This window comes from Deferrivibrio essentukiensis, from assembly GCF_020480685.1.
Lineage (GTDB): Bacteria > Chrysiogenota > Deferribacteres > Deferribacterales > Deferrivibrionaceae > Deferrivibrio > Deferrivibrio essentukiensis.
In genome coordinates this window covers 19,099-45,581 of sequence record NZ_JAJAFU010000014.1, presented here as the reverse complement: position 1 = coordinate 45,581, position 26,483 = coordinate 19,099, and the positions used below count along the sequence as shown (strand labels likewise).

Genomic DNA, 26,483 nt, shown 5'->3' with positions numbered 1-26,483 from the left:
ATTAAATTTTTAAATATCCTGTCAATACTAAAGTACCTATTATATTCTTCACGTACTGCCTGTTGTTACCAAAAAATCTCAAAATCTCACCAACTGTCCTTTTCCCGTCACAAAGTTCAAATAATCTAACCTCAAAAGCTTTCAGACTATCAGGTTGCTCCGTAATCCTCTGCGGGACAAGATTTTCATCATATATTATTTTATTTATCTCAACCTTCTCTTCTTTAAAATCTGACACAACTTTATCTAAATCACTATATGAAACCCAATTCTTGCTTTTAAAATTATCATCCACATCAATCAAATCTACATAATATCTGCTACCACTAAGGTCAAATGCCTCGCAAAGCATATTTGCTACATAGAATATAAAACATCTCTTTATAAGGCTGTCTTCAAACCCCAAATTTCTCACCTGAGCATATAAAGAAACAAAATTATCAACCTCTAAAAGACAAGTACCTGTCACATCCTGCAATAGCTCAAAAAAATCTTCGACCTTATCGTCCCCCTTATAACAATAAGAAATATATCCACCTGACACATAAAAATGGTAGTCAATCTCATTATTAAAAACAGTGAGTTCACCATCAAACTTTGTCATAATATCAGTTAGTTTCTCAATATTTATTGACTCACCTTTGATATCGCTAATCATATAACCTGTTTCAAATTTAAGAAATTTTTCAATAGACTTTCTTAGTGTGGGTAATACGTCTTTTTCAACCTTTGAGATTATTTCATCCACTACGGAGCTTGAAGAATATTCTTTATTTTGTTCTACTTTGACATCAGCAAACTGATGCTCAACATTATCTTCAAAACTTTTGGCTTCAATATCAAGTAGCTGATCAATTTCGCCGTCATCTTGCACACCATTTTCACACTTATTTACAACCTCATTAACTTTTTCAATCAACTCATCAGGTTGAAACGGCTTTGCAATATAATCAATACACTTAAACTTTTCGATAAACTTATCTCCGACATCTTCAGCCTTACTTGTAATCAAAAGGACAGGAATTTCATTAAATCCATAATCCTCTCTCAAAATTTTACAAAATTGAAAACCGTTCATTTTAGGCATGATAAAGTCGAGTAAAATTAAATCAGGTGAAAACTCCTTTACAATTCTAAGCCCCTCTTCACCATTATCGGCAAGCCTGAGCTCATATTCATCCGTGCTAAAAATCATTTTAAAGAGCCTATGCATTGTAGGGCTGTCGTCAACCGCAAGAACCTTAATCATAATAAAACTCCCGAAATAAAAATCTTTTATACCGTATCAAAATTAACACTACATTTAAAAGCAAAAGTTGCTTCAAACCAATTATATAACCATAAAAATCAAATTTCAAACATATTTAAAATATTACCACGTAAAAAAAACATTATCAATAAAAAAACTAATAATTTTGACAATCATATACACCCATTTTTACATTTTATATCAATATATTCTTTTACTTTAGGCGGGACTAATTCACAAACATCACCACCTAACATTGCTATCTCCCTTATCATACTGGAACTTAAAAATATATATTTTTTATTGGGCATCAAAAATACAGTTTCACATTCAGGATTAAGCTTTCTATTCATAAGGGCGAGCTGAAGTTCAAATTCAAAATCCGATACGGCTCTTAAACCCCTCAAAACTATATTGGCCCTCTCGCTTTTCATAAAATCTACAAGAAGATTACTGAAAGGCTTGACTTCAACATTTTTTAGGTGCGAAACAGACTTTTTTATCATCTCAACTCTCTCATCAATTGAAAACATTGGCTTTTTTCTTTTATTCTCAGCAACACCTATTATAAGGGAGTCAAACATTATCACCCCTCTTTCAACAATATCAAGATGGCCATTAGTCATAGGGTCAAATGTGCCCGGATAAATTGCTTTCATATCAAAACCTCATATATCCTTATTTGTGTATCTGAATAGTCTCTTTTGTCCACTTCTTTGAAAAAATCATCCACATCAGAAAATTCTAAAGATTTTCTTTCTTCATAGACAACTAAAGTCTTATCTCTGCACAGATGCTTGACACTGTTTAGTATTTCAGAAGGCTTATATTTTTCATACGGCGGGTCTATAAAAATTATATCAAAGTCAAGACTTATCTTCTTTAATATTGATTTATAATCACCCGTAAAAATCTTTACGTTATCCCTTAAGTTTAAGCTGGTTAGGCTTTGCTTTAGGCAAGAAGTGTCTTTATCAAGGAAGGCTACAAATTTTGCACCTCTGCTTAAGGCTTCTATACCAAACGCCCCGGTACCGGCAAATAAATCTAAAACGTATGAATCAGGTATTTTACTGCCAAGAATAGAAAAAACTGAGCTTCTAAGTCTGTCTGTCGTAGGTCTTACCCCAGACCTCTTTGGCGAAACTAACAACCTCCCTTTCAAGCTGCCCCCGGTTATTCTCACTTAGCCCACTCTCCAAACTTCTACATATTCTGCTAATAGAAAAGATTTTTTCATTCTTAACAGAAAAAATTCTATCAGAAAAGTATTTTTTTAAAATACCTTTATAATTTGGCAATTTCTTGATATCTTCCTCTCTGACCGAAAGTTTACCAAACTGTTTGATATAACAGATTATTATCAATGTTTTTACCATATCTCCAAAAGCCGGATAATATAAGCCTGCTGCGATATCCTTTTTTAAAGATTCACTATCCTGAAGACCTATTCGTAAAATTTCTATACCTTTTGCTGAAAATTTTACAAATGCGTAAATAAGTCTTGAAAAAACATCCTCATAACCAAGCGGAATAAACTCTTTGCTATCATAAAGATTTTTTAGCATTGTATTATTCAGGACAACAGTAGGGTAAATTCTTACCCCGTTAACTTTTTTTTCAGCAATTGTATCGACGGTGAATTTGAAATCATCCCAGTTTTCTCCATACATCCCTACCATTATTTGAGCTACAACGTTAAACCCGGCAGTATGCAATTTATCAATCCACTCAATAGTTGTCGAAGCACTATAGGGCCTATTATTTTTAACCAAAACCTCATCAGATAGCGACTGTACGCCAAGCTCTATTGTTTTAACATAATTTTTCTTGAATTCATCAATCATTTCATCTTTTAAACAATCCGGACGTGTGGAAAATCTAAGAGTTTTAAAGCCTTTTTCCTTTGCAATATTATAAAGTAAATTTCTCGTACTTTCAGAGAGACAGGAAAAGCTGCCACCAAAGTAAGAAATCTCATCCCAGTCAGAGCAAATATTAAAGTGAAACTCTATCTGTTTTAAAACATCATTCTTCAAATTATCAATTTTTTGACCGGAAATTATATTCTGATTGCAGTAAACACATTTGCTTTTACAGCCAGAAAATGGGATAAAAACCGGAAGAATCTTCGGCATTTATTTCTGCAAATAATACAGTGCCTTTTTAGCGGCATCCTGCTCTGCCTTTTTCTTACTTTTACCTTTACCCATAGCAATAGATTTACCATTTATAATTACTTCAACTACAAAGACTTTATCATGCTCAGGACCACTTTCAGAAACTATTCTGTACTCTGGCAACTGTTCAAAGTTTTTTTGAGTCAACTTTTGTAGCTCCGTCTTCCCATCAATAAATCTGTTGCCATCTATAGTTTCATCAATTCTATCTGACGACAAGTTTATTACAACGCTTCTTGCACAGTTATAGCCACCATCGATATAAAGGGCAGCCACAAGAGATTCAAAAATATCACATAGTAAAGAGCTTTTATCCTTCCCTCCGCTTTGCTCCTCACCTTTTCCAAGTCTTACAAAATCTCCCAGCTTAATCTCTTTTGCCATCTCACTGAGAAACTGTTCACTGACAAAATATCCACGATACTTGGAAAGGATACCTTCATCAAACTGCTTATATTTGGCAACAAGATATTCCGTAACTATCAGCTGTAGGACTGCATCACCCAAAAACTCAAGCCTTTCGTAATTACGGCTTAGCTTGTGCTCATGAGAATACGATTTGTGTGTTAAAGCTTCCAAAAGAAGCCCCTTATCACTAAATTTATAGTCTAGGAGCTCCTCCAAAAAACTATAATCATTCATATTTTTTCACTATTATTGAAGCATTTGTCCCCCCAAATCCAAGAGAATTGGAAAGACCTACTTTTATCTCCTTTTTAATCATTTTATTTGGCACATAGTTAAGGTCACAGCCATCATCCGGCTCGTCTAAGTTTATTGTAGGAGGAATCTCCCCATTATATATTGCAAGAGCCGTATATGCTGCCTCAACGCTTCCTGCTGCTCCTAACATGTGACCTGTCATAGACTTTGTAGAGCTGACAAGCAATTTATAGGCATGTTCGCCAAATACCTTTTTAATTGCTCTTGTTTCAATAATATCATTGTATGGTGTAGAAGTACCATGGGCATTTATATAGTCAACATCTTCAGGCTTCAACCCGGCATCATTGATTGCCATGAGCATACATCTTTTTGCGCCATCACCTGTTTCATCAGGAGCGGTTATGTGGTATGCATCACCTGTCAACCCATACCCAACAACTTCGGCATATATTTTTGCACCTCTGCTCTTTGCATGCTCAAGCTCCTCAAGAATCATTATACCTGCACCTTCACCCATTACAAATCCATCCCTGTCTTTGTCAAAAGGTCTGCTCGCTTTTTCAGGCTCTTCATTTCTTCTTGAAAGTGCTTTCATATTTGCAAAGCCTCCAAGCGCAAGAGGTGTAATAGCACTCTCACTGCCGCCTGCAAACATTAAATCGGCATCGCCTCTTTGAATTATTTTGAAGGCATCTCCAAGTGCATGGGTGCCTGTAGCACATGCTGTAACCACGCTACTGTTTGGACCTTTCAAACCATATCTTATAGATATCGCACCACTACCCATATTAATGATTGCTGAAGGAATAAAGAATGGTGAAATTCTCCTGTTACCTTTTTCCACATAAACAGTATGGGTATCCTCAATTGTTTTAAAACCACCAATACCTGACCCTACAATCACCCCTGCTCTGTTTGAGTCGATTTTGGAAAAGTCAATATTTGAATCCCTAACTGCAAGTTCCGCAGCAACAAGTGCAAAAACTATAAAATCGTCAAATTTTTTTGCCTCTTTTTTATCTACATACTCATTTAGATCAAATTCTTTTATTTCACCTGCTATGTGAACTGGGAATTCCGAAGTATCAAACTTTGTAATTGTTCCAATACCGCTCTTACCATTTCTTATGCTTTCCCAGTTTTCATCGATTCCCGCTCCAATGGGTGTCAGTAACCCTATGCCGGTTATTACAACTCTTCTCTTCACTAAGTCCTCCAAATTATTTTAGAGGGCATTTAGCCCTCCAAAAAATTAGCCAACGTGTTTTTTAATGTGTTCTATTGCATCGGCAACGGTTTTGATTTTTTCAGCTTCCTCATCAGGAATCTCAAGGTCAAATTCCTCTTCGAAAGCCATGATAAGTTCAACTGTGTCAAGAGAGTCAGCACCAAGGTCATCTATAAATGAAGCCTCAGGTTTAACCTCTTCAACATCAATACTTAACTGCTCTGCAATAATCTCTTTTACTCTCTTTTCAATATCTGCCATTTCTTCCTCCTAGTCTTCTTCTTAATTTATTTAATTGAAAAACATGCCGCCATTCACATGAATTGTCTGACCTGTAATATAGTCAGAATCACTTGAAGCTAAAAACAAAACAGCTCTTGATACATCTTCAACCTTACCAAAATAACCAAGAGGTATTCTGTTTAACATCTCTTTTTTTACATCTTCTGCAAGCTCAGTAGTCATATCGGTATCAATAAAACCAGGAGCAACAGCGTTTACTCTCACCCCTCTTGACGACAGCTCCAATGCCAAAGATTTTGTAAGCCCGGTTATGCCACTTTTACTTGAAACATAGTTAGCCTGCCCGATATTACCTATAAAGCCAACCACACTTGAAACATTTATAATTTTTCCATACCTGTTTTTCATCATATCTCTTGCTGCTGCTTTACAACACAAAAAAGTACCTTTTAAATTAATATCTATAACATCATCAAAATCCTTCTCGCTCATCCTCATAAAAAGTCCATCACGAGTGATACCTGCGTTATTCACAAGAATCTCTACTGGGCCAAACTCTGCCTTGATAGCCTTGAACATGGACATAACTTCTTCTTCTATGGCAACATTTGCTTTAAAAGCCTTTGCTATGCCACCCTCTTTTGTAATATATTCGACAACTTCAAGAGCTTTGCCCTCATTTGACGAATAATTTACGCAGACCTTAGCCCCAAGCTTTCCAAAATCGATGGCAATTTGCCTTCCTATACCACGGGAAGCTCCCGTCACAAGAACTATTTTATCTTTAAACATTTAACTCTCCAGTTTATTTAAATCTTCAACGGTAGAAATGTTAAAGACGCTAACATTCTTATTAATTTTTTTCACAAGTCCGGTCAAAACAGAACCAGCTCCTACTTCTACAAATGTATCTACACCATCTTCTATCATATTTTCAATAAGTCTTGTCCACCTAACAGCTCCAGAAACCTGTCTTATCAGTGCATCCTTAATAACTTCCATTTTATTTTCTTTCTCAGCATCAACATTATTATAAACAGGCACATCTATATCTTTTATACAAACAGTTTCAAGATAATCTCTCATCTTCTCCTGAGCAGGTTTCATTAATGAGCAGTGAAAAGGTGCACTTACAGGAAGTTTTACAGCTCTTTTTGCTCCGGTTTCTTTTATCTTAGAAATAAATTCATCAACAGCACCTGCATGACCTGCCACAACAAGCTGCCCATCACAGTTATAATTGGCTGGCTCCACTACTTTTTCGTCCACTGATATGGCTCTACAAAGATTCTCAATCTTATCAACATCTCCACCAAGAACAGCTGCCATAGCCCCCACACCAACAGGGACAGCTTCCTGCATAAATTTTCCTCTATTATGAACGGCTCTCACGGCATCCTCAAAACTAATACTTCCCGCTGCTACAAGTGCAGTGTATTCACCCAAAGAATGCCCTGCAAAAGCCACAGGATTAAGTTTATCCTTTATCACTTCCCATATAGCTATACTACCTGTTAGCAATGCCGGCTGAGTATTGTAAGTAATTTTCAATTCCTCTTCCGGACCTTCAAACATTATCTTTTTCAAGTCGTACTCAAGAGCAGTATTTGCCCTATCAATTATATATTTAGATTTATCAAACTTCTCATAAAAATCCTTTGCCATACCAACGTATTGTGACCCCTGTCCCGGAAATATTACAGCCAATTTCATAAATCACCTAAAAAGTAAAAAATGTTGAGGCCCATGTCAGCCCGCCGCCAAATGCAGCAGAAACAACATTGTCCCCTCTTTTTATTTTATTTGACTTCACACACAAATCCAAAGCAGTGGGTATTGATGCAGCAGATGTATTACCATATTTATCTAAAGTTATTATAACCTTATCATGATCAAGATTAAGTCTCTTGGCAGCAGCATCTATAATCCTCACATTAGCCTGATGAGGGATAAAAAAGTCTATATCGTTAAAAGATAAACCACTTTTCTCTACAGCCTCAACAGCTATTTCTGCCATAGACCTCACTGCAATCTTAAATACTTCATTCCCTTTCATAGTAAAAAGGTTTGACTCTATATCAAAACTATCTCGTTCATAAAGAGCATTGCTACCACCTGCTTTACAAGTTAAGATTTCGGCATATTCACCATCAGCCTGCATACAAATAGAGCGTATGCCCGGCTCATCACTTTTTGACAACACAACGGCACCAGCACCGTCACCCAATAATATACAAGTATTTCTATCTTCCCAATTTATTATAGAGCTTAATCTTTCGGCACCTACTACCAAAATGTTTTTACCCAAATTATTCTTTATTAAAGAATCTGCTATTCCTAATGCATAAATAAAACCAGAACAGGCAGCATTAATATCAAAAGAATAAGGAGTTTTGACTCCAAGTTTTGAAGCAAGAACACACGCGGCAGAAGGGATTAGATAATCCGGAGTGCATGTTGCAAGTATTACACCATCAATATCACTAATTGAAATACCTGCTGACTTAATCGCCTCGATAGAAGCATTATAGGCCATATCACTTGTGGTTTCACCCTCGGAAATTCTTCTTTCTTTAATCCCCGTTCTTGATGTAATCCATTCATCAGAGGTATCCACAAACTTTTCCAATTCAGCATTTGTAAGGACCTTTTCAGGAAAATAAGATCCCGTACCGGTAATTCTAGAGTAGACCATAAACACCTTCTTACTTAATCGTCTTCGGTTTTATTAAGCTTTTTTAATTTTTCTTTGATATTGTTCCAGAAACTTTCACCTTTGTCAACTTTCATTGCTGAATAGCCATCTCTAATATTTTTTTCAATAACAGCAGTAAGTTTTTGCTCGGCAAGTTCATGAGCAACCCTAATTCCATTCTTAACGGCGTTTGAATTTGAGCTACCATGACCTATAATAACCACACCGTTTACCCCAAGAAGGGGTGCACCACCGTATTCTGTATAATCGGCATGTTTTTTTATTCTATCAAAAGCTCCTTTTGCCAGGAGCGCACCTATTTTGGAAACAAAATTCCTTGTCAACTCCTCTTTTAAAAGTTTTGAAATGTATCCTGCAGCAGATTCGCTTGCCTTTAAAGCAATGTTGCCAGCAAAACCATCGCACACAATTACATCACAAACACCTTTAAAAATCTCCTTACCTTCAACATTTCCTCTAAAATTTATACCTTCAGAATTTTGTAAAAGTTTGAAAACTGATTTTGTAAGCTCATTCCCTTTTACGTCTTCTTCACCGATACTAAGCAATTTTACAGTCGGGTCATCAATATTAAGTACTATTTTTGCATAAGCAGAACCCATAATTGCAAACTGGAGAAAATGTATCGGTTTGCAATCCACATTTGCCCCAACATCGAGCATTACAGTATGCCCTTTCATTGTAGGAAGGACTGCCCCTATTGCCGGCCTATCGACCCCCTCAATAGTTCGTAAAAAAAGTTTGGAGATAGCCATAATGGCGCCGGTGTTGCCGGCACTGAAAAAACCTGAGGCTTCCCCATTTTTAAGCATCTTTAACGCTATGTGAATGGATGAGTTTCTCTTTCCTCTGACTACCTGCGAAGGGCTGTCTTCCATGGTCACAGCCTCTTCAGTATGAACAACAAATATCTTGTCCCTATCTGATTTTGAGTATTTAGACAACTCTTTATTTATAAGCCTTTCATCACCTACGAGTACAATATTGTACCCGTACTGCCTTATGGATTCAACGGCTCCGCTAATCACTTCAGTGGGGGCAAAATCGCCCCCCATTGCATCAACAACAATTCTCATTCAGATTAAATTTCTTCTGTTTTTAAAACTTGTTTTTTAGAATAGTGTCCACATGATGGGCAAACCCTGTGAGTAAGCTTCAACTCACCACAATTATCACATTTTGCAAACCCCATCACTGTAGCCTTGATATGGCTTCTTCTTGCGCCTCTTTTTGATCTTGAACTTTTTCCCTTTGGATTTGGCATATTATCTCTCCTTTATTATATGTAACTTATTTTTGCTTCTTCTGCATCAGGTCAGCCAACGCTTTCCATCTATCATCAATATCTTCTTTGCATTCACAACTTTCAATGTTTAAATTTGCACCACACCCTGAACAAATACCCTTGCAATCTTCACCGCACACCCTTTTTACAGGCCTCAGCAAAACCGACTCTTGCATAACTATATGCTCAAGGTCAATAATATTTTCCTCGACAATATAAAAACCAACGTCTTCGTCACTAAGCTCAACCTCTTTTTCCTCATCATTATTCTTGCTTTTTACAATCTCAAGGGTAATTCTCTCGTCAAAAGACTCTTCAAACCTCTCAAGACACCTATCACATATATCACTTATTTTAATCTTTAAAGTTGAATCCAACAGGTAACCATCCCCTGCAGGGTATATAACACCTTCAAAAGACTCAACAACATAATCTGTATCATCAACACTAAATCTCTTTTCAAAACTAAATTTCTTACCCTCTTCAGGGATCTGTTCAAAGTAAATACGCATTAATCCACCTTAGAAAAAAGTGCGAAGCACTATAATTAAATGTACAGTAATTGTCAATAACGGATTTTTTGAATAAAGGCAACTTTTTTGTTGACTTAGGCATCTAATGCTGTTATATGACTTCTTCCCTAAGATTGTGCTTAAATTGGAGGTCGAAAATGTTTGCGATAGTAAAAACCGGCGGGAAACAGTTTACTGTTAAACCTGGCGATATTATTAAGGTAGAGAAGTTAGAAGCAGAAAAAGGTGCTGCTGTTAACTTTAGTGATGTACTTGCTGTTTCAAAAGATGGTGAACTTGTGCTTGGAAATCCTGTTGTTGAAGGTGCTTTGGTAGAGGCTGAAGTAATCGAACAAACAAGAGGGGAAAAGATAATTGTTTTCAAGAGAAAAAGAAGAAAAGATTATAAAAAGAAACAGGGGCACAGACAGTATCTTACAAAAGTTAGAATAAAAGATATTAAAGTTGGTTAGGAGGATATAAATGGCTCATAAGAAAGCTGGTGGTAGTACCAGAAACGGTAGAGACAGTAATAGTAAACGACTTGGTGTAAAAAGATTTGAGGGACAAGTTGTTAAAGCCGGTAATATCCTTGTAAGGCAAAGAGGAACAAAATTTAAACCTGGCGTAAATGTAGGCTGTGGAAAAGATTACACACTATTTGCACTTACAGATGGGCTTGTAAAATTTGAAGATAAAGGCAGAAAGGGTAAATTTATATCTGTTTACACTGAAGCTGCTAATTAATAGTTTAAATTAATCTAAAATTTGAAAACCCCTCTTTTCAAAGAGGGGTTTTTTGTTATAGTAGGAAGTATGAAATTTATCGATGAAATTAAAATCAAAGTAAAAGGTGGAGATGGCGGGAACGGTTGTGTTAGTTTTCGTAGAGAAAAGTATGTCCCCCGCGGCGGTCCGGATGGCGGGCATGGAGGCAACGGAGGAAATATAATTTTTGAAGGGGATAAATCAAAACACACCCTTTTTGACCTGAACTATCTTCATATTTACAAAGCAGAAAGAGGCGAACACGGTAGAGGAAAAGATCAAAACGGCAAAAATGGTCAAGACCTCATTATCAAAGTACCACTTGGCACTTTAATAAAAAATATGGAAACTGATGAAATCCTCGCTGATATTACACTCGACGGCCAGAGAGAAATTATTGCCAAAGGTGGAAGAGGCGGCAGGGGAAATATGGCATTTGTTACCCCAACTCAAAGAGCACCGAGATATGCTGAAGACGGTGAAAAAGGTGAGGAACTTTCACTTATTTTAGAATTAAAACTTATTGCCGACGTTGGTATTATAGGGTTTCCTAATGCCGGTAAATCAACTTTTATTTCAGTAGTTTCAGCTGCAAAACCAAAAGTAGCTGATTACCCATTTACTACGCTTCATCCGAATCTTGGAGTTGTAAGAGGCAAGAAATTACATTCATTTGTGGTGGCTGATATGCCGGGGCTTATTGAAGGTGCGCATGAAGGGGTAGGACTTGGAATAAGATTTTTAAAACATATGGAAAGAACTAAGCTACTTGTCCACTTTGTTGACTCATCTGACGAACAGTCTATGATTGAGAGATACAAAATAATACGAAATGAAATTAAAAAATATTCTATGGAACTTTTCCAAAAAAAAGAGGTCATTGTTGCTACTAAAATTGATGCCGTCAACGAGGAAAACCTTAAAGAGTTTAAGAAATTTATCAAAGATAACAAGTTAGATAACAATTATGTGGAAATATCTTCGATAACTCGTAAACACACTGATAATCTTATTGCATTAATCGAGGAAAATATTATAAATTTCAATAATGAAGAGACTGTCTGAGTTTTTCGATAATACTTTTTCTAAAAATGTAAATACTATTATTGAACTAAATAGTCTGTGGAAAAAGATTGTTGGTGAGCAGATATCAAAAATAACGTTACCTGTAAGACTTAACAAAAAAATATTAAATGTCATGGTGTTTGACCCGATGTGGCAACATGAGCTAAGTTTTTTTAAAGATGATATTTTAGAGAAGATTCCTGAAAAATTTGGCATAATGGACATAAAATTCTTTGTACAGTATAAGAAGTTTGAAAAAGAAGAAAAATCTTTTAGAGAGCTAACTGATAAAGAAAACAAGATAATAGAAAGGATTGTAAACAGCATTGAAGACAATGAACTAAAAGAAAAAATAAAAAATACACTGACTGCATATTTTAAGAATTATTCTTATGAAGAAAGCTTATTTCTTGAATAATTCTAATTTAGCTATATACTGTTTAAAGTGGAGGTAAATAATGATTCTTGAAATAAAAACTTTTCCTGACGAAGTTTTAAGGAAAAAAAGTACGCCTGTAAAAGAAATTGATGATAAGATTAAAAAACTCCTTGATGATATGGCAGAGACTATGTATGAAGCACCTGGGATTGGTCTTGCTGCACCTCAGGTTGGAGTTAATAAAAGAGTTATAGTGATAGACATAACCGGGCCTGAAGAAAGAAGTGGGCTTTTAAAAATAGTCAACCCTGAAATTATACATATGGAAGGGGAATGCGAAGGTGAAGAAGGGTGCTTGAGTGTGCCTCAAGAATATGCTGACGTTAAAAGAGCTGAAAAAATTACTGTAAAATTTCTTGATGCGGATGGTAGAGAGCAGATATTGGAAGCAGACGGATTACTTGCAAGGGCATTTCAACATGAAATCGACCACCTTGACGGCGTGCTTTTTATAGATAAAATAAGTCCTTTAAAGCGTGAATTTATAAAAAAGCGAATAAAGAAAAAATTAAAGATGCAAAATAGTTAATAAATTGGAGGAGATATGAAATTTAACATAATTGATAAAAATTCTTTTGCAGCCTGTGAAGCTGTATTCTTAACTGTTATAGATAACTTTGAGATAATAAACAAATATTTTAACAAAAAAGATTGCGAAACAATCAAAACTCTACTTTCAGATGAACTCTTATCAAACGACGAACCTAAGATAAAAGAAATAATTTTGACCAAAAATAAACGTCCTATAAAGCTTGTTTTAGGCACTCTACCCAAGCTTTTTGAAGTCCAAGATCTTTTGAAATTAGGGTTTCTGTACGGCGAATATATAAAATCAAACAAAATGAATACATCTTCTTTTGTTATGATTGAAGATACTCTTGGCAAGAAAAACTATACAGAATTTACAAAACTTCTTCTCGAAGGGACGGGGTACGGTTTATATAGCTTTAACACTTATAAATCAAAACCTGAATTTGAATATAAAAACGTCCAAATCAATATTTATACGAGAATTAAAAGGGATAACGAAGAAATATCATCAATGCTAAATGAAGTAGAAAAAATAATTAGCTCTATCTATGTTGCGAGAGACTTAATAAATACGCCGGCAAATGAGCTCACCCCTGAAATATTTTGCCAGGTAGCTCAAAAGCTAAATTTAGATAAGTGTACAATAACAATAATTAAAGATGAAGATTTAAAAAAAGAAGGTCTGAACCTTATATATACCGTAGGTGCAGGGAGTAAAAACAGACCTGCACTCCTTAAGATATACTACAAGGGCAACTCAAAAAGTAATAACCACATTGCAATAGTTGGCAAAGGTGTTACTTTTGACTCTGGCGGTACAAACCTTAAGCCTACAGGACATATTGAAACCATGAAAACAGATATGGCAGGAGCTGCCACTGCTCTTGGAATAGCCAAACTTTTAAATGAACTTAATAAAAAGATCAACGTAAGTTTTTATATCCCTCTTGTTGAGAATACCATCGGCTATTCTGCATACAGACCGGGGGATATAATAAAGTCTAAATCAGGTAAGACTGTGGAAGTGTTAAATACTGATGCGGAAGGTAGACTTATTTTGGCCGATGCATTGAGTGTAGCTGTTGAAGAAAAACCTGACACAATTATTGACCTTGCTACATTAACGGGAGCTTGTGTTGTAGCTTTGGGAAGTCATTGTGCGGCTTTTTTTGCAAACGATGATGAGCTTGCAGAAAGTATAATGGAATCATCGGAATATACAGGTGAAGATGTCTGGATGCTACCCCTTTATAAAGATTATAAAAAAAGAATAAAAAGTAAAATAGCTGATTTACAAAATATCTCTACCAGAAAGGGTGAAGCAGGGACAATTATTGGAGCTCTGTTTTTAAATGAATTTGTTGAAAATACTCCATGGGTTCACCTTGATATTGCTGGTACTGCATTTATTGAAGAAAAGCATCCTTTTTATGGTGAAGGTGCTTCCGGGTTTGGTATCAGACTACTTTATGATTTTTTGGATAACATTAATTAAATAAATATGGTGGCTGATTAGCCCCTGTGTATAATTTCACATGAGCCTTTATCAGCCACGTCCACTTTTCTGTCATACTTATGTCAAAAACGATTTTTTACATCCCACCTGTTTACATAGTTCTAAATTTGGATGTTGATTTTTAATTGATTTTGACCGTTTATAAGTAAAATCTTGTAAATTGAACAGGGAGCAGTGAATGGTGATTCTTTATAAGGAATAAATTGTGTAAACATAAGCTATAAAGGTTATAAGGGTTTAAAGATTTCAGAGGCTTAACACTTAATACTCAACACTTATAACTAAAGTATAGAGTAGAAAAAACTCAGGGGTGATGGCAGAAAACTCTGTTATTGATTTTTTCAATAATCTATTATATCCTCATTCAAAAGGGGGCGCTTATGGATTTTAAACAAATTGAAGCCTTTGTATATGTAGCAAAGTATAAATCTTTCTCAAAAGCGGCGGAAAAATTACTATTAAGCCAGCCTACAATCTCAACCCATATAAACACTCTTGAAGAAGAGCTCAACGTGAAACTTTTTGACAGGCTTTCAAAAGAGGTTGTTTTGACTGAAGTAGGACAGGTTTTATTCCCCTATGCGGTCGATATGATGGACTTGAGGGAAAGATCTCATGAAGCTGTTAAAGAATTTTTAAATGAAGTAAGTGGAAGCCTTAGGATTGGCTCAAGCACAATTATATCCGAAATAGTAATACCTAAGATATTGAGTGAATTTAAAAAAGAATTTCCAAAGACATACTATACTTTCGATGTTGGAAACTCTCATACTATGGTTCAAAGGGTTGCTGACGGGGTATTGGATCTTGCCCTTGTCACAAGAAAAATACCTAAAAAAGATTTGGAATATAAATTATTTATAAAAGATAAAATAGTACTTGGTGTCTACCAAGGGCACCCTTTCTACACAAGGGATAGTATATTTTTAGACGAAATTATGGGCGAGCCTTTCATTGTAAGAGATATAGGTTCAGGAACAAGAGCAGCAGTGGAATTAGCTCTAAAACAAAAAGGGTATGACTTTGACAGTCTGAATTCTGTAGCCACATTCAGAACAACACATGCGGTAATTCAAGGGATAAAAAGTAAATTAGGTATCGGCTTTATGAGTGAAATGGCTATACAAAAAGAGATTTGTTCAAATGAAATAAAAGGGATAACCATAACCGACCTTATGGTAGAAAAGGATATTTTCCTCGTATACAGTAAGAAAAAATCTAATAAAAAACTACTTAAGCAATTTATTGATTTTGCATTAAAAGATAAAAATTAATGGGAGTTAAAGGACAATTAACAATAGATGAAATTTTAGAAAAAGACCTTGATAATTTTAGCCTTATTGATGTCAGATCTCCCGGAGAGTTCTTGGAAGACCACATTCCAAACGCAATAAATATACCTTTGTTGGATAATGAGGAAAGGAAAGAGATTGGGATAATTTACAAAAATGAAGGGCCTGATAAGGCTAAGCTTAGAGGAGTAGAGATTGTCTCACCAAAACTTCCAGAATTTATAAAAACAATACATAAAGTGTATCAACTCAAAAAGCCTGTAGTCATTTACTGTTGGCGCGGAGGGCTTAGAAGTGAAGCTTCAGTTACATTCGCAAGACTTGCAGGCATTTCAGTATCAAAGCTTGTCGGCGGCTACAAGTCTTTTAGAAAATTTGTTTCAGAATATTTTATCAATATAGACGAAAACATTAAGTTTATTACACTCTTTGGCCCTACTTGTTCAGGAAAAACGGAAATTTTAAAATGTATCAGTCAAAAAGGGTATCCTGTGATAAATTTTGAAGAGTGTGCAAGGCATAAGGGCTCAGCCTTTGGACATATAGGGGAGGATGGCTACCCTTTTATAACACAAAAAAAGTTTGAATCAGAGATATTTTACAGTATGTATAACAATAAAAGTAATCTATATTTTGTGGAAGGTGAAAGTAAGAAAATAGGCAAAGTAACTATTCCAAACAGTCTATTTGATAAAATTAAAAGTGCATACAAAATCTATATTGATGCTGACATAAATTTTAGGGTAAATTTTGCTATAGAAACATACAAGCCTCAGCTGTACGAAAAGGAGATATTAAACTCACTGCAGAATATTAAAAGATATCTGGAAAAAAAGACATTTGAAAATTTGACAAGTTTTTTAAACCAGAAAAACTTTGAAGCCTTTACCAAAGAAATAATGATAAATTATTATGACCCACTTTATAAAAACGGTATTAAAGAAAATTTTGATTACCAAATAAAGCTTTCAAATATTGAGGGTACGGCAAATGAACTTATTAAACTTTATAAAGAAATTAATAATTTTCACTCTGTTGCTTAACTTTGTAGCATGTGCCACAAAGGTTCAAAAAACTCCGCCAAGAAGCGATTATGAAGGGGCAGTTTACGGCAGACCATATGTCATAAGAGGGGTGAAATATTACCCTTTGCAAAAAGTTAAAGAGTTTGAACAATATGGACTTGCTTCATGGTATGGTAAAGAGGAGCATGGTAAACTTACCGCAACAGGAGAAAAATTTAATATGTACGACCTCACTGCGGCACACAAAACACTACCATTAGGTTCGATGGTATTAGTTAAAAATCTTGAAAATGGTAAAGAGCTTGTTGTGAGAATTAACGACAGAGGCCCTTTTATCAAAGGTAGAATAATTGATTTGTCATATAAAGGTGCTGAAGAGCTTGGTTTTGCAGGAAAAGGGCTTGCAAAAGTAAAAATTGAGCTTCTAAGTGAAAATCCTAATAATTATGTTTATCACGGCAAATCAGTAGACCTTGATAAAGGGACTTTTTACATACAAGTCGGCTCATTTAAAAATTATAAAAATGCTTTAAGATCAAAGAATAACTTTGATTCTGCCGTAATAAGAAAGGCTTTTGTTAATAATGATAACTTTTATAGAGTTTGGGTAGGAAGTTTCAACAGCAGAAAAAAAGCTGAGGATACCTTAAGAACATTATCTTACAAGTACCCTCAAGCATTTATTGTGGCTGATTAAAGACTTTTAAACCAGTCGCAAAGTCTTTCTGTTGCAATTATAACTTTTTCACAATTTTTTTCTAAAAATTCTATATCAAGCTCTTTATCCTTAGCCAATACTTCTACGGAAGCTATCGCCTTTGCCCCGTCAAAGTCAACATAGGCAAGCCTTGCAGTATATTCTTCAGATGGTCTGCCAAAAGCAGAGCCCGGTAATATTGCTACACCTGTGTCTTCAAGAATTTGCGAACACATCTGACTGCTATTTAAAATAGATCTACTTTTTAATTTGTCCGCAAAGTTTTTAAAACTTGGAAACATATAGAAAGCACCCTCAGGCTTATCTACAGATATCCCTGTACTTATAAACTTTTCATGCATATAACTCCCGATAGCTTTTAAAATTCTCCTTGAATTCCAAAGATATCTTTCTATTTCTATACCACCCTGAAATGCTCTCACAGCAGCATATTGAATAGGAGCAGAAGTTGAAGTAAATGTCTCACTTGCAACAACGGCCATAGCATCAAGAAGCCATCTTAAATTTTTAGGAAAAGCAAATGTGCCAAGTCTCCAACCTCCGGCACCACACCATTTGCTCAAACCTGTACTAATTATAGTGCCTTCTGGATAATACTTTGCAATTGAGTAATGATTCCCATCATGGTGAGTCTCACCGTAAATTTCATCAGATAAAACAATAATGCCATATTTTCTTGCAACCTCAGCAATAGATTTGAGTTCATCTTTAGTATATGTCAAACCAGTAGGGTTATTTGGATAGTTTAGTATCAATATTCTTGGTTTTGTAGCATCACTACTGCAAAACTTATCCAACTCTTCAGCAGTTAAAAGCCATTTATTATCTTCAGAAGTCTTAAGCCAATAAACATGCCTTCCAATAATTTCAGCTTGAGGAGCATAAGATACCCAACTTGGAGTAGGGATAAGCAAATCCCCATAATACACAAGCTGTATTATAAACATTAGCTCTTTCGAGCCCGGCCCTACAATTATATCATCCCCTGAGAAAGTTAGATTATGAGCGTTATTTAAATAGTTTGCGATAGCTTCTCTTAAGGGCTGATACCCTCTCACAGGAAGATAATCTTTTTGGTGTGCATTATTTCTCAGCTCGTTTACAACAACCTGAGGAACGGGAAATGGCGATTGACCCAGTCCAAATTTGTAAATCTGTTTCCCTTCTGCCAAGAGTTTATTACTCTTTTCATTAATATCAAGAGTTGCCGATACAGGCAAACCTCTTACATTTAAATTAAGATTGATGTTTGATAGCCCCATTGTAATCTCCTTTTAAATTGTCGATTGTCGACATTTACTTATTTTGAGAAAAAAGTCAATGATAAATAGTGTCAGTTATTTAATTTTGTTAAAATCAGTCAAATGAAAGCAAGCATTTATTTTTGATTAAAGAGATAAAGATATTCTCCATAACCCTCTTTTTCCATATCTTCAACCGGAATAAATCTTAAAGATGCGGAATTTATGCAATATCTAAGTCCTGTCGGCTTTGGCCCGTCAGTAAAAACATGCCCCAAATGAGAATCGGCTTTTTTACTCCTAACTTCATTTCTTACCATAAAAAAGCTTATATCTTCTTTTGTATAGACCGCATCATCAGTAATAGGCTTAGTAAAACTCGGCCAGCCTGTGCCTGAGTCAAACTTATCGGTTGAGCTAAAAAGGGGCTCACCTGAAACTACGTCAACATAAATACCGGCTTTTTTATTGTTCCAATATTCATTTTTAAATGCAGGCTCAGTGCTATTTTCCTGTGTCACCTTATATTGCAATGGGGTCAATCTCTTTTTAAGCTCTTCTTTTTTCTCTTTGTCATTTTTCCACACTTTATTTAAATATGTCATCCTACCTGAATTAAGTTTATACATTTTGTAGTTGAATTTATCTTTTTTATAATAATCCTGGTGATAATCTTCAGCTTTATAAAACTTTTTCGCTTCAAGTATCTGGGTTGCTATCGGTTTGTCAAATCTACCTGAATTTGCAATTCTGTTCTTTGATTCTTTTGCAAGTCTTTTTTGAGTATCGTTATGATAAAATATTGCAGTATGATATTGACTACCTCTGTCTACAAATTGACCGCCGTCATCCGTAGGGTCTACATTTTGCCAAAATACATTCAATAGGTCTTCATAACTAACCTTTAGAGGATCATATGTAACTTCGACTGCCTCAAAATGACCGGTGTATCCACTTGACACATCTCTATATGTAGGATTTTCAACATGCCCACCCGTATAACCTGAAACTGCTTCTATTACTCCATCAATTTTTTCAAATGCCTCTTCAATACACCAAAAACAACCACCTGCAAAAGTAGCCTTCTCATAAACCTTAGCCATAGATAACCCCGAAAACATAAAAATTGTTATTATTATAAATATAAATTTTCTCATAAGTCAAAGATAGATGATATTTGGAAAAGTTCAAGGAGTATTTGAATTATTCTAATTATATCTAAAATGCTTTGCCCTCCATTTTAGAGGGCAAAAGCTGTTATAATATATATCTACTCAAATCCTGATTTTCAATAATATTGGAAAGTTTATTATTAACATAATCCCTATTAACCACCACAATTTTCTCATCTGTATCAGGAGCTTCAAATGAAATCTCTTCTAAGACCCTTTCAATAATAGTATGGAGTCTTCTTGCTCCAATATTTTCATTTGTTTTATTTACTTCAGCAGCAATTGAAGCCATCTCTTCTATTCCATCATCGGTAAACTGAATTTGAATGCCATCAGCTTTCAAAAGCTCAGTGTATTGTTTTGTAAGAGAATTTTCAGGCTCTTTTAATATCCTTATAAAATCTTCTTTTGACAAAGACTCAAGCTCTACCCTTATTGGAAATCTGCCTTGCAACTCCGGTATTAAATCAGAAGGTTTTGAAACATGAAAAGCACCAGCTGCAATAAATAAAATATGGTCGGTTTTCACCATTCCATATTTAGTCATCACTGTTGAGCCTTCAATTATAGGAAGCAAATCCCTTTGCACACCCTCTCTTGAAACATCTACACCTCGGCTGCCAGAGTCTTTAGAGCAGATTTTATCAATTTCATCCAAAAAGATAATCCCTGAATGTTCTGCCCTCTTTAGTGCTTCCTTTTTGACTTCATCCATATCTATAAGCCTATTGGCTTCTTGCTGCACTAAAATAGTCTTTGCTTCCTTGACTTTCATCTTTCTTCTTTTTTTCTTTTGAGGCATGATATTTTTAAACATTTCCTGTAGACTTGAACCAAAATCTTCCATCCCTACATTTGTCAACACCTCAATCTGAGGCCCTAACTCATCCACGTCTATTTCCACCTCTCTGTCATCAAGAGTTCCTATTTCAAGCATCTTTCTAAATTTTTCCCTGGTTTCTGATTCATTTTTTTCTTCTGCAAAGCCTGTTGGTCTTGGCAAAAGAATATCAAGGAGTCTTTCCTGAGCTTGTCTTTCAGCCTTTTCTTGTACTCTCTGTTTCATCTCTTGCTTTACCATATTGATAGAAATCTCTACTAAATCTCTTATCATGGACTCCACATCACGTCCGACATATCCCACTTCAGTAAATTTGCTGGCTTCAATTTTTAAAAATGGGGATTTTGTAAGTTTTGCCAACCTTCTTGCTATCTCTGTTTTCCCCACACCTGTAGGCCCAATCATAATTATATTTTTAGGAGAAATCTCTTCCTGCAATCCCTTGGGTAATTGCATCCTACGATATCTGTTTCTCAAAGCAACCGCTACGGCCTTTTTGGCATTTTTTTGACCTACAATGTATTTATCCAAAATATTTACAATCTGTTTGGGAGTTAAATTTTCCATTGAAAGTTCCATTACTCTATCACCTCTATTGTAAGTTGTGTATTTGTGTAAATACAAATATTCCCGGCAATTGTTAATGCTTTTTCCACAATGCTCTTTGAGTCTAAATCAGTATTTTCGACCAAAGCAAGTGCAGCAGCGTGAGCATATGGCCCCCCTGAGCCAATAGCAGCTATTCCATTAACAGGTTCTACCACATCCCCGTTACCTGTTAAAAGATACAAATTATCCTTATCAGCTACTATCATCATCGCCTCTAAATTTCTTAAGTATTTGTCAGTCCTCCAATCTTTTGCCAACTCAACAGCAGCACGCAAAAGCTGACCTGAATATTGCTCCAATTTCTTTTCAAATCTCTCCATAAGCGTAAATGCGTCAGCAGTTGACCCGGCAAATCCACATATGATACTACCATTCATCAGTTTTCTAATCTTCTTGGCATTTGGCTTTAACACAGTATGGCCAAATGTCACCTGCCCATCGGCTCCTATTGCAACCTTTGAATCGCGTTTTACCGCAAGTACGGTAGTCCCTTTAAACATTTAAACACCTCTTCTTTTTAAACAGAAGACAAATATAGCTATAAATATATTTTTTTCAAGTTGTTTGCCAATTTGGCATCATCCAATTTTATTAAGCTTTAAAAAGAAGTAAAAATATTTTACAAATTGGCTCTTTTACTAAGACTGAGTAAATCATCTACAAAAGCATATCATAGAATCATTAGTTTATCAAAAAACAGGAATATCTTTAAATAAAATTTACCTTCTTAGTCTTCATAGCCCTCATCATAATCTGAATACTGAGAAAATGGATTACCCTTCCTACTTACGACTATTTGTTTATTCTCAACAGTACTTACCTTTTTTATACCTTTAAAATCTATTAAAAAATGCCACATGTCACCATAATCAAATATCATTAACATCCTTTTATTTGGCTCATTAAAGACTTTTTTTATCTTTGCCTTTAAACCTTTACTATTGTTTGGGAAAAAATCAAAATCTCTTTCTTCGTAAATTTCGTTAGAATTTGTATAGCTTTTCCAATTATCATAAAATCCTATAAGATGATCTCGCGTAAATCCAAATGCTTCCAATATAATATCAGCTAGCTCAGATAAGGAATAATTTTCTGGTATTGAAATTTCTATAGTGGGCATTCCTCTAATTTTTGGGTAGTCAAAGTACCTATTTTGAACAACTCTAAATAAATAAACATTTTCCATAACTAATCACTCCTATTTAATAATTATATGATATACGCTTTTTATATATCTTTTTTTTATTTACAATATTTTTTTAAAGCAAAAGTATATTTTATACTCTTACCCTGCCCTGCGCAGGGCTTATTTCTTTTAAAAAGGACAGGCATTTATTTTATCGCTAATTACAGCCTGTTTTAAACAATAAGTCTGCTTGTAAAAAGGCAGACCGATATTTAAGATACAATAACTTTGTTTTTACCTGTTTCTTTTGCTTTATATAAATTTTCGTCAGCTTTTATTATTAATGACTCAATATTGCATTTTGAAAAATCCTTAATACTTGCACCACCTATACTACAGGTAACACTAAATCCTACAAATTTTACTAAATCTTTTTCTATAAATTTCCTTAACCTGTCTAAAACAACAAATATTTCATCATCCCCTGTACCAGGTAAAATTAAAAGAAATTCTTCACCACCAAACCTGCCAAATATATCATAAGACCTTTTATGTGTGTTTATGATATCCGCAAATTTTTTCAAGACAATATCTCCGGTAGGGTGACCATATGTATCATTGATTTTTTTAAAGTTATCGATATCAAAAATTCCAATAGATAGTGGTGATTTTAATCTTTTTGACTTTAAAATCTCTGTCTCAAGAGATTGCAATAAATACCTTCTGTTGTAAATATTTGTAAGCTCATCCTTAATGGAAAGCTCAGTTATTTTTGAGTGTGTTATACAGTTATCCACGACAATTGCAACTTGAGTCAGCAGGTTATTTACTAAATCAAGCTCCTCTTTGCTATGCAGTTTAATCGAACCTACAACCATTACCCCTAACAGACTATCTTTAATAGCAATAGGAAATGCTGCAATTTCTTTTGGCTTTATATTTGAAATCCCTGTATCCAGAAGGAAGTTATCCGGGGTGATATCAGTAATACAAAAATATGTTTTTGTTTTTGCTACCTCTCCCACAATTCCATCCCCCATTTTTACATCCTTTAATGAGGACTTATCGGCATTTTTTACAAAATAAGGTTCCAGTATGTCCTTGTCACGATTATAAAGGTAGACAACCGCAAGTTGTGAAGATGTATATTCTAATATTTTGTTTGTTGCTGTACTTAAAACTTCATCAACACTTAATGTAGAAGTAATAATTTGGTTTAGTTGGTTAAACCTGTTAAGAGTTGTGGTGTATTGATTAAGACTGATTGCCATGTCATTAATACTATTTGCAATATCTTCGAAGTCATCAAAAGTTTTGTAATTGAGTTTTACATCGAAATTTTTATTCCTGATTTCTTGAAGCGCTTTTTTAATTCCCCAGATAGGTCTTTTAGTATCATTATAAACCACTGCGCCTATAAAAATAATTATTATACTGCTGAAAAATATAACAATTTTTATTATTTTATTGAATTCAAAAATTAGAATGTTCAGTTTATTCATATTTGATGCAATACTTAATCCTCCAATCACTTTTTCAGATAAAGACTTCAAGGGAATTGAAGCTATAGCAATAGGTTCATTATCAATATTATAAATACCTTTTACTATTTTACCCATATTAAGCTCATTTATAAATTCTACAGGAAGGTTTAGATTTAAAAAGAAAATATTTTTGGGAGTTGAATTCGTTGCAACAATTTTATTGCTAAAGCTTAAAGCACTAAAAAGTGCTGTGTTGTATGTAAAAGTATTGTAGAGTTTATCCATTAAGTCTCTATTGTTATTTAAAACAGTCAAATTACCAATTAGATATTTTTTACCTTCAATAGTAAATGGTAAAATGGCAAGAAAAACCACAAGCTCATTATCTGATATATTTCCAAGCCTTATAAGCTCTTCTTCACTAAATATAGATTTGTCAAATGGGATAATTTCATAACTTTTCGAAAAAGAGTTAGATAAAGTTTGAGTCTCCAGGTCATTAAACATTCTTTCAAAGTTAAAATTTTTATTATTTGATGTAATTGTTTCTTTTGATAGATAATTGTAGATAAAAGATATATTAACCCCTTCCACCTCACTTGAAACCATAGAAAGCCTAGCAGAAAGTATCGGGTCATCTTTTTTTACCAATTCCAGAAAAGTAGGATTTTTTACTAAAAACTCAAAAATATGCCCAGGATAAAGTAATTCACTTTCAAATATTCTGTGTATAGAATTTATCTGGTTACCAACCTCATTTACGTACTCTTTAGTAAAATAGTCTTTAAATGAAACGTTTAAAAAATAATACATACCCGCTACCGGTATCATAAGTACAAAAAAGAAAGAAATGACAGTTTTTTGACCTATTGTTAACTTGATTCCTCTCCATAACCAGTTTAGCTCATGATAGAATTTTCTATTTTCCATATTTTCTACCTCTTTATTTCTTCACAGTAGTATATTAAAAAATGAACTTTTGTATAATTTTTTATTATCCAATTCATAAATCCTGACCATAAACGTGGATATTACTTATAAGTTAAAAGTTTCTACCATATTTACAGCTAAATAACTACCATTAATTCATACTATTTATATAGTATATGATTCTATTTCCTTAAACTCAACTTCAATTGTATATACATAGGACGGTTGAGTAATACCAAAATACCCTTCCTAAAATACCAGTAAAATCTACATATTTATCGACTATCAAGTCTTTCTTTAAGTTTTTTAGCAAACAATTTCCAATCTGTAGAAATTAAAGTATCTTCGTCAACCGGTTAGAACTAATATAAATGAAAATTTTGGTATCCTGAGTGGGTCTTTTCTTATTACATCTTTCGATCTTGCTTACAATCTTTCCAAGATAATAGATTTTATGAATAAAAATCTTACCCAACATCATCATAGGGTTGCATACATAGCTACGGCCATTGCTGCTGAATATGGTCTTAATCTGAGCAGAATCAAGAATACAACATTAGCTGCCCTTCTTCATGACATAGGGTTAATGGTAACAAGTGAAGTCAAAAACTTATCAACATTTGATATTGGAGATGATGGCAAATTATCCCACTCAAAAATCGGCTCATATTTATTAAAAGAGGTATCATTTTTTCAAGAACTATCAGATATAATAGAGAAACACCACTTTAAATATAAAGACTATCCTGACATAGAAGATGAGCCCTTAATGATTTTTCTTGCTGACAGGATTGATATCTTGCTTGACAGGAATAAGGCTTCTTATTACCAGAAGGATAAAATCTGTGACATTATTTCTTCGGAATCCGGCAAAATGTTTAAGCCCGAACATGTGGAAGCATTTCTCAAATTCAAAGACAAAGAGTATTTCTGGCTTGAACTCGATATGCCCAACAAAGATAAAATTTTAAGAAAATATATACAATATGACATTTATGAACTTAATATGAATAATATCTTGGAATTTACAAAATTTATCGGGCAATTGATAGACTTCAGGTGTTCATTTACCGCAACCCATTCTGCCAGGGTAGCAAACACTGCAGCCACCCTTTCAAGATATTGCGGATTTGATGAACAAAAACAAAAAGAAGTGGAAATTGCAGGCTATCTTCACGATATTGGAAAGCTTGGAATCGACCCTTACATAATAAACAAAAATGGTCCATTAACTATTGATGAAATGGCGGAAATGCGTAAACATACTTATTATACTTACTATATACTCACTTCACTGGAAATCTTTGATGATCTTAAATATATGGCAGCCTTTCATCATGAATACCTTGACGGCACGGGATATCCATTCCATTTAAAAGCAGACAGGCTTACCACAGGATGCAGATTGATGACTATTGCTGATATTTTTACAGCCCTTACCGAAGATAGACCATACAGAAAAGGGATGAAAATAGATAAAACCTTATCTATTCTTGAAACTTTTGCAAAAAATGGAAAAATAGATTGTAATATTTTAGATATCCTTAAAGAAAACATAGACGAGATACAATATATCAGCAAATCTCTTCACAATGAGGTTATTGCTAAGTACAATAATTTTAAAAATGTATTGATTTGAAAATACCT

29 protein-coding genes are annotated in these 26,483 nt (G+C 34.4%); 10 read left to right on the top strand and 19 right to left on the bottom strand.

Annotation, left to right across the window (positions count from 1 at the left end):
- Window position 1 precedes the first annotated feature (1 nt).
- The 13 genes from LF845_RS07870 to LF845_RS07810 form a co-directional block, all read right to left on the bottom strand.
- Window positions 2–1,249: a response regulator gene (locus LF845_RS07870; RefSeq protein WP_242820464.1), complete on the bottom strand. Its 1,248-nt coding sequence runs from the start codon at window positions 1,247–1,249 to the stop codon at window positions 2–4.
- 173 nt (window positions 1,250–1,422) lie between these two features.
- Window positions 1,423–1,908, bottom strand: coding sequence for a pantetheine-phosphate adenylyltransferase (gene coaD, locus LF845_RS07865; protein WP_242820463.1), 486 nt, complete (start codon window positions 1,906–1,908; stop codon window positions 1,423–1,425).
- Window positions 1,905–2,414: an RsmD family RNA methyltransferase gene (locus LF845_RS07860; RefSeq protein WP_242820462.1), complete on the bottom strand. Its 510-nt coding sequence runs from the start codon at window positions 2,412–2,414 to the stop codon at window positions 1,905–1,907. Before LF845_RS07860 ends, coaD begins: the two co-directional genes overlap by 4 nt.
- The gene (locus LF845_RS07855) at window positions 2,350–3,387 is read right to left on the bottom strand and encodes a radical SAM protein (protein ID WP_242820461.1); all 1,038 of its coding nucleotides are present in this window, start codon (window positions 3,385–3,387) and stop codon (window positions 2,350–2,352) included. Before LF845_RS07855 ends, LF845_RS07860 begins: the two co-directional genes overlap by 65 nt.
- Window positions 3,388–4,071 (bottom strand): ribonuclease III, encoded by a 684-nt coding sequence (rnc, locus tag LF845_RS07850; protein ID WP_242820460.1) that lies wholly within the window; start codon window positions 4,069–4,071, stop codon window positions 3,388–3,390.
- On the bottom strand, window positions 4,064–5,302 hold the full coding sequence (gene fabF, locus LF845_RS07845; RefSeq protein WP_242820459.1) for a beta-ketoacyl-ACP synthase II: 1,239 nt from the start codon (window positions 5,300–5,302) through the stop codon (window positions 4,064–4,066). The genes rnc and fabF overlap by 8 nt, the downstream gene beginning before the upstream one ends.
- A gap of 45 nt (window positions 5,303–5,347) precedes the next feature.
- The gene (gene acpP / locus LF845_RS07840) at window positions 5,348–5,584 is read right to left on the bottom strand and encodes an acyl carrier protein (protein ID WP_242820458.1); all 237 of its coding nucleotides are present in this window, start codon (window positions 5,582–5,584) and stop codon (window positions 5,348–5,350) included.
- 30 nt (window positions 5,585–5,614) lie between these two features.
- Complete coding sequence (gene fabG, locus LF845_RS07835) at window positions 5,615–6,358, bottom strand: 3-oxoacyl-[acyl-carrier-protein] reductase (RefSeq protein ID WP_242820457.1); 744 nt, start codon at window positions 6,356–6,358, stop codon at window positions 5,615–5,617.
- Window positions 6,359–7,279 (bottom strand): ACP S-malonyltransferase, encoded by a 921-nt coding sequence (gene fabD / locus LF845_RS07830; RefSeq protein WP_242820456.1) that lies wholly within the window; start codon window positions 7,277–7,279, stop codon window positions 6,359–6,361. It lies immediately after the preceding gene.
- A 7-nt stretch (window positions 7,280–7,286) separates the two neighbouring features.
- Window positions 7,287–8,261: a beta-ketoacyl-ACP synthase III gene (locus tag LF845_RS07825; RefSeq protein WP_242820455.1), complete on the bottom strand. Its 975-nt coding sequence runs from the start codon at window positions 8,259–8,261 to the stop codon at window positions 7,287–7,289.
- Between the two features lie 14 nt (window positions 8,262–8,275).
- Window positions 8,276–9,358, bottom strand: a complete 1,083-nt coding sequence (gene plsX, locus LF845_RS07820; RefSeq protein ID WP_242820454.1) for a phosphate acyltransferase PlsX — start codon at window positions 9,356–9,358, stop codon at window positions 8,276–8,278.
- A 5-nt stretch (window positions 9,359–9,363) separates the two neighbouring features.
- Window positions 9,364–9,546 (bottom strand): 50S ribosomal protein L32, encoded by a 183-nt coding sequence (gene rpmF, locus LF845_RS07815; protein ID WP_242820453.1) that lies wholly within the window; start codon window positions 9,544–9,546, stop codon window positions 9,364–9,366.
- Between the two features lie 26 nt (window positions 9,547–9,572).
- A complete protein-coding gene (locus LF845_RS07810; protein WP_242820452.1) occupies window positions 9,573–10,079 on the bottom strand; it encodes a YceD family protein in 507 nt (168 codons plus the stop codon).
- A 158-nt stretch (window positions 10,080–10,237) separates the two neighbouring features.
- Between LF845_RS07810 and rplU the strand changes: the two genes are divergently transcribed.
- The 9 genes from rplU to LF845_RS07765 all read left to right on the top strand — a co-directional run bounded on the left by rplU (window position 10,238) and on the right by LF845_RS07765 (window position 17,412).
- On the top strand, window positions 10,238–10,552 hold the full coding sequence (rplU, locus tag LF845_RS07805; protein WP_242820451.1) for a 50S ribosomal protein L21: 315 nt from the start codon (window positions 10,238–10,240) through the stop codon (window positions 10,550–10,552).
- 10 nt (window positions 10,553–10,562) lie between these two features.
- The gene (rpmA, locus tag LF845_RS07800) at window positions 10,563–10,826 is read left to right on the top strand and encodes a 50S ribosomal protein L27 (protein WP_242820450.1); all 264 of its coding nucleotides are present in this window, start codon (window positions 10,563–10,565) and stop codon (window positions 10,824–10,826) included.
- A 69-nt stretch (window positions 10,827–10,895) separates the two neighbouring features.
- The gene (gene obgE, locus LF845_RS07795; RefSeq protein ID WP_242820449.1) at window positions 10,896–11,912 is read left to right on the top strand and encodes a GTPase ObgE; all 1,017 of its coding nucleotides are present in this window, start codon (window positions 10,896–10,898) and stop codon (window positions 11,910–11,912) included.
- Window positions 11,896–12,330: a DciA family protein gene (locus LF845_RS07790; protein WP_242820448.1), complete on the top strand. Its 435-nt coding sequence runs from the start codon at window positions 11,896–11,898 to the stop codon at window positions 12,328–12,330. The genes obgE and LF845_RS07790 overlap by 17 nt, the downstream gene beginning before the upstream one ends.
- A 40-nt stretch (window positions 12,331–12,370) precedes the next feature.
- On the top strand, window positions 12,371–12,880 hold the full coding sequence (gene def, locus LF845_RS07785; RefSeq protein WP_242820447.1) for a peptide deformylase: 510 nt from the start codon (window positions 12,371–12,373) through the stop codon (window positions 12,878–12,880).
- Between the two features lie 15 nt (window positions 12,881–12,895).
- On the top strand, window positions 12,896–14,377 hold the full coding sequence (locus LF845_RS07780; RefSeq protein ID WP_242820446.1) for a leucyl aminopeptidase family protein: 1,482 nt from the start codon (window positions 12,896–12,898) through the stop codon (window positions 14,375–14,377).
- 401 nt (window positions 14,378–14,778) lie between these two features.
- Window positions 14,779–15,672 carry a selenium metabolism-associated LysR family transcriptional regulator gene (locus tag LF845_RS07775; protein ID WP_242820445.1) on the top strand — a complete coding sequence of 298 codons (894 nt, stop codon included), beginning with the start codon at window positions 14,779–14,781 and terminating at the stop codon, window positions 15,670–15,672.
- Window positions 15,672–16,733 carry a tRNA 2-selenouridine(34) synthase MnmH gene (mnmH, locus tag LF845_RS07770; protein ID WP_242820444.1) on the top strand — a complete coding sequence of 354 codons (1,062 nt, stop codon included), beginning with the start codon at window positions 15,672–15,674 and terminating at the stop codon, window positions 16,731–16,733. The genes LF845_RS07775 and mnmH overlap by 1 nt, the downstream gene beginning before the upstream one ends.
- Window positions 16,726–17,412: a septal ring lytic transglycosylase RlpA family protein gene (locus tag LF845_RS07765; protein WP_242820443.1), complete on the top strand. Its 687-nt coding sequence runs from the start codon at window positions 16,726–16,728 to the stop codon at window positions 17,410–17,412. Before mnmH ends, LF845_RS07765 begins: the two co-directional genes overlap by 8 nt.
- On the opposite strand, the gene LF845_RS07760 is transcribed toward LF845_RS07765, so the two are convergent.
- The 6 genes from LF845_RS07760 to LF845_RS07735 form a co-directional block, all read right to left on the bottom strand.
- Window positions 17,409–18,695, bottom strand: a complete 1,287-nt coding sequence (locus tag LF845_RS07760; RefSeq protein WP_242820442.1) for a pyridoxal phosphate-dependent aminotransferase — start codon at window positions 18,693–18,695, stop codon at window positions 17,409–17,411. The two genes, LF845_RS07765 and LF845_RS07760, sit on opposite strands and share 4 nt — an antisense overlap.
- Window positions 18,696–18,811: 116 nt before the next feature.
- Window positions 18,812–19,777 (bottom strand): peptide-methionine (R)-S-oxide reductase MsrB, encoded by a 966-nt coding sequence (gene msrB / locus LF845_RS07755; protein WP_242820441.1) that lies wholly within the window; start codon window positions 19,775–19,777, stop codon window positions 18,812–18,814.
- 154 nt (window positions 19,778–19,931) lie between these two features.
- Window positions 19,932–21,254 carry an ATP-dependent protease ATPase subunit HslU gene (gene hslU, locus LF845_RS07750; RefSeq protein ID WP_242820440.1) on the bottom strand — a complete coding sequence of 441 codons (1,323 nt, stop codon included), beginning with the start codon at window positions 21,252–21,254 and terminating at the stop codon, window positions 19,932–19,934.
- Window positions 21,255–21,265: 11 nt separating this feature from the next.
- Complete coding sequence (hslV, locus tag LF845_RS07745; RefSeq protein WP_242820439.1) at window positions 21,266–21,796, bottom strand: ATP-dependent protease subunit HslV; 531 nt, start codon at window positions 21,794–21,796, stop codon at window positions 21,266–21,268.
- A gap of 227 nt (window positions 21,797–22,023) precedes the next feature.
- Window positions 22,024–22,482 (bottom strand): plasmid pRiA4b ORF-3 family protein, encoded by a 459-nt coding sequence (locus tag LF845_RS07740; RefSeq protein WP_242820438.1) that lies wholly within the window; start codon window positions 22,480–22,482, stop codon window positions 22,024–22,026.
- A 212-nt stretch (window positions 22,483–22,694) separates the two neighbouring features.
- Entirely contained in the window at window positions 22,695–24,836 is a 2,142-nt protein-coding gene (locus LF845_RS07735; protein WP_242820437.1) for a diguanylate cyclase, read from the bottom strand.
- Between the two features lie 454 nt (window positions 24,837–25,290).
- On the opposite strand from LF845_RS07735, the gene LF845_RS07730 reads away from it, so the two are divergent.
- Window positions 25,291–26,475 (top strand): HD domain-containing phosphohydrolase, encoded by a 1,185-nt coding sequence (locus LF845_RS07730; RefSeq protein ID WP_242820436.1) that lies wholly within the window; start codon window positions 25,291–25,293, stop codon window positions 26,473–26,475.
- The last annotated feature ends 8 nt before the right edge of the window (window positions 26,476–26,483 follow it).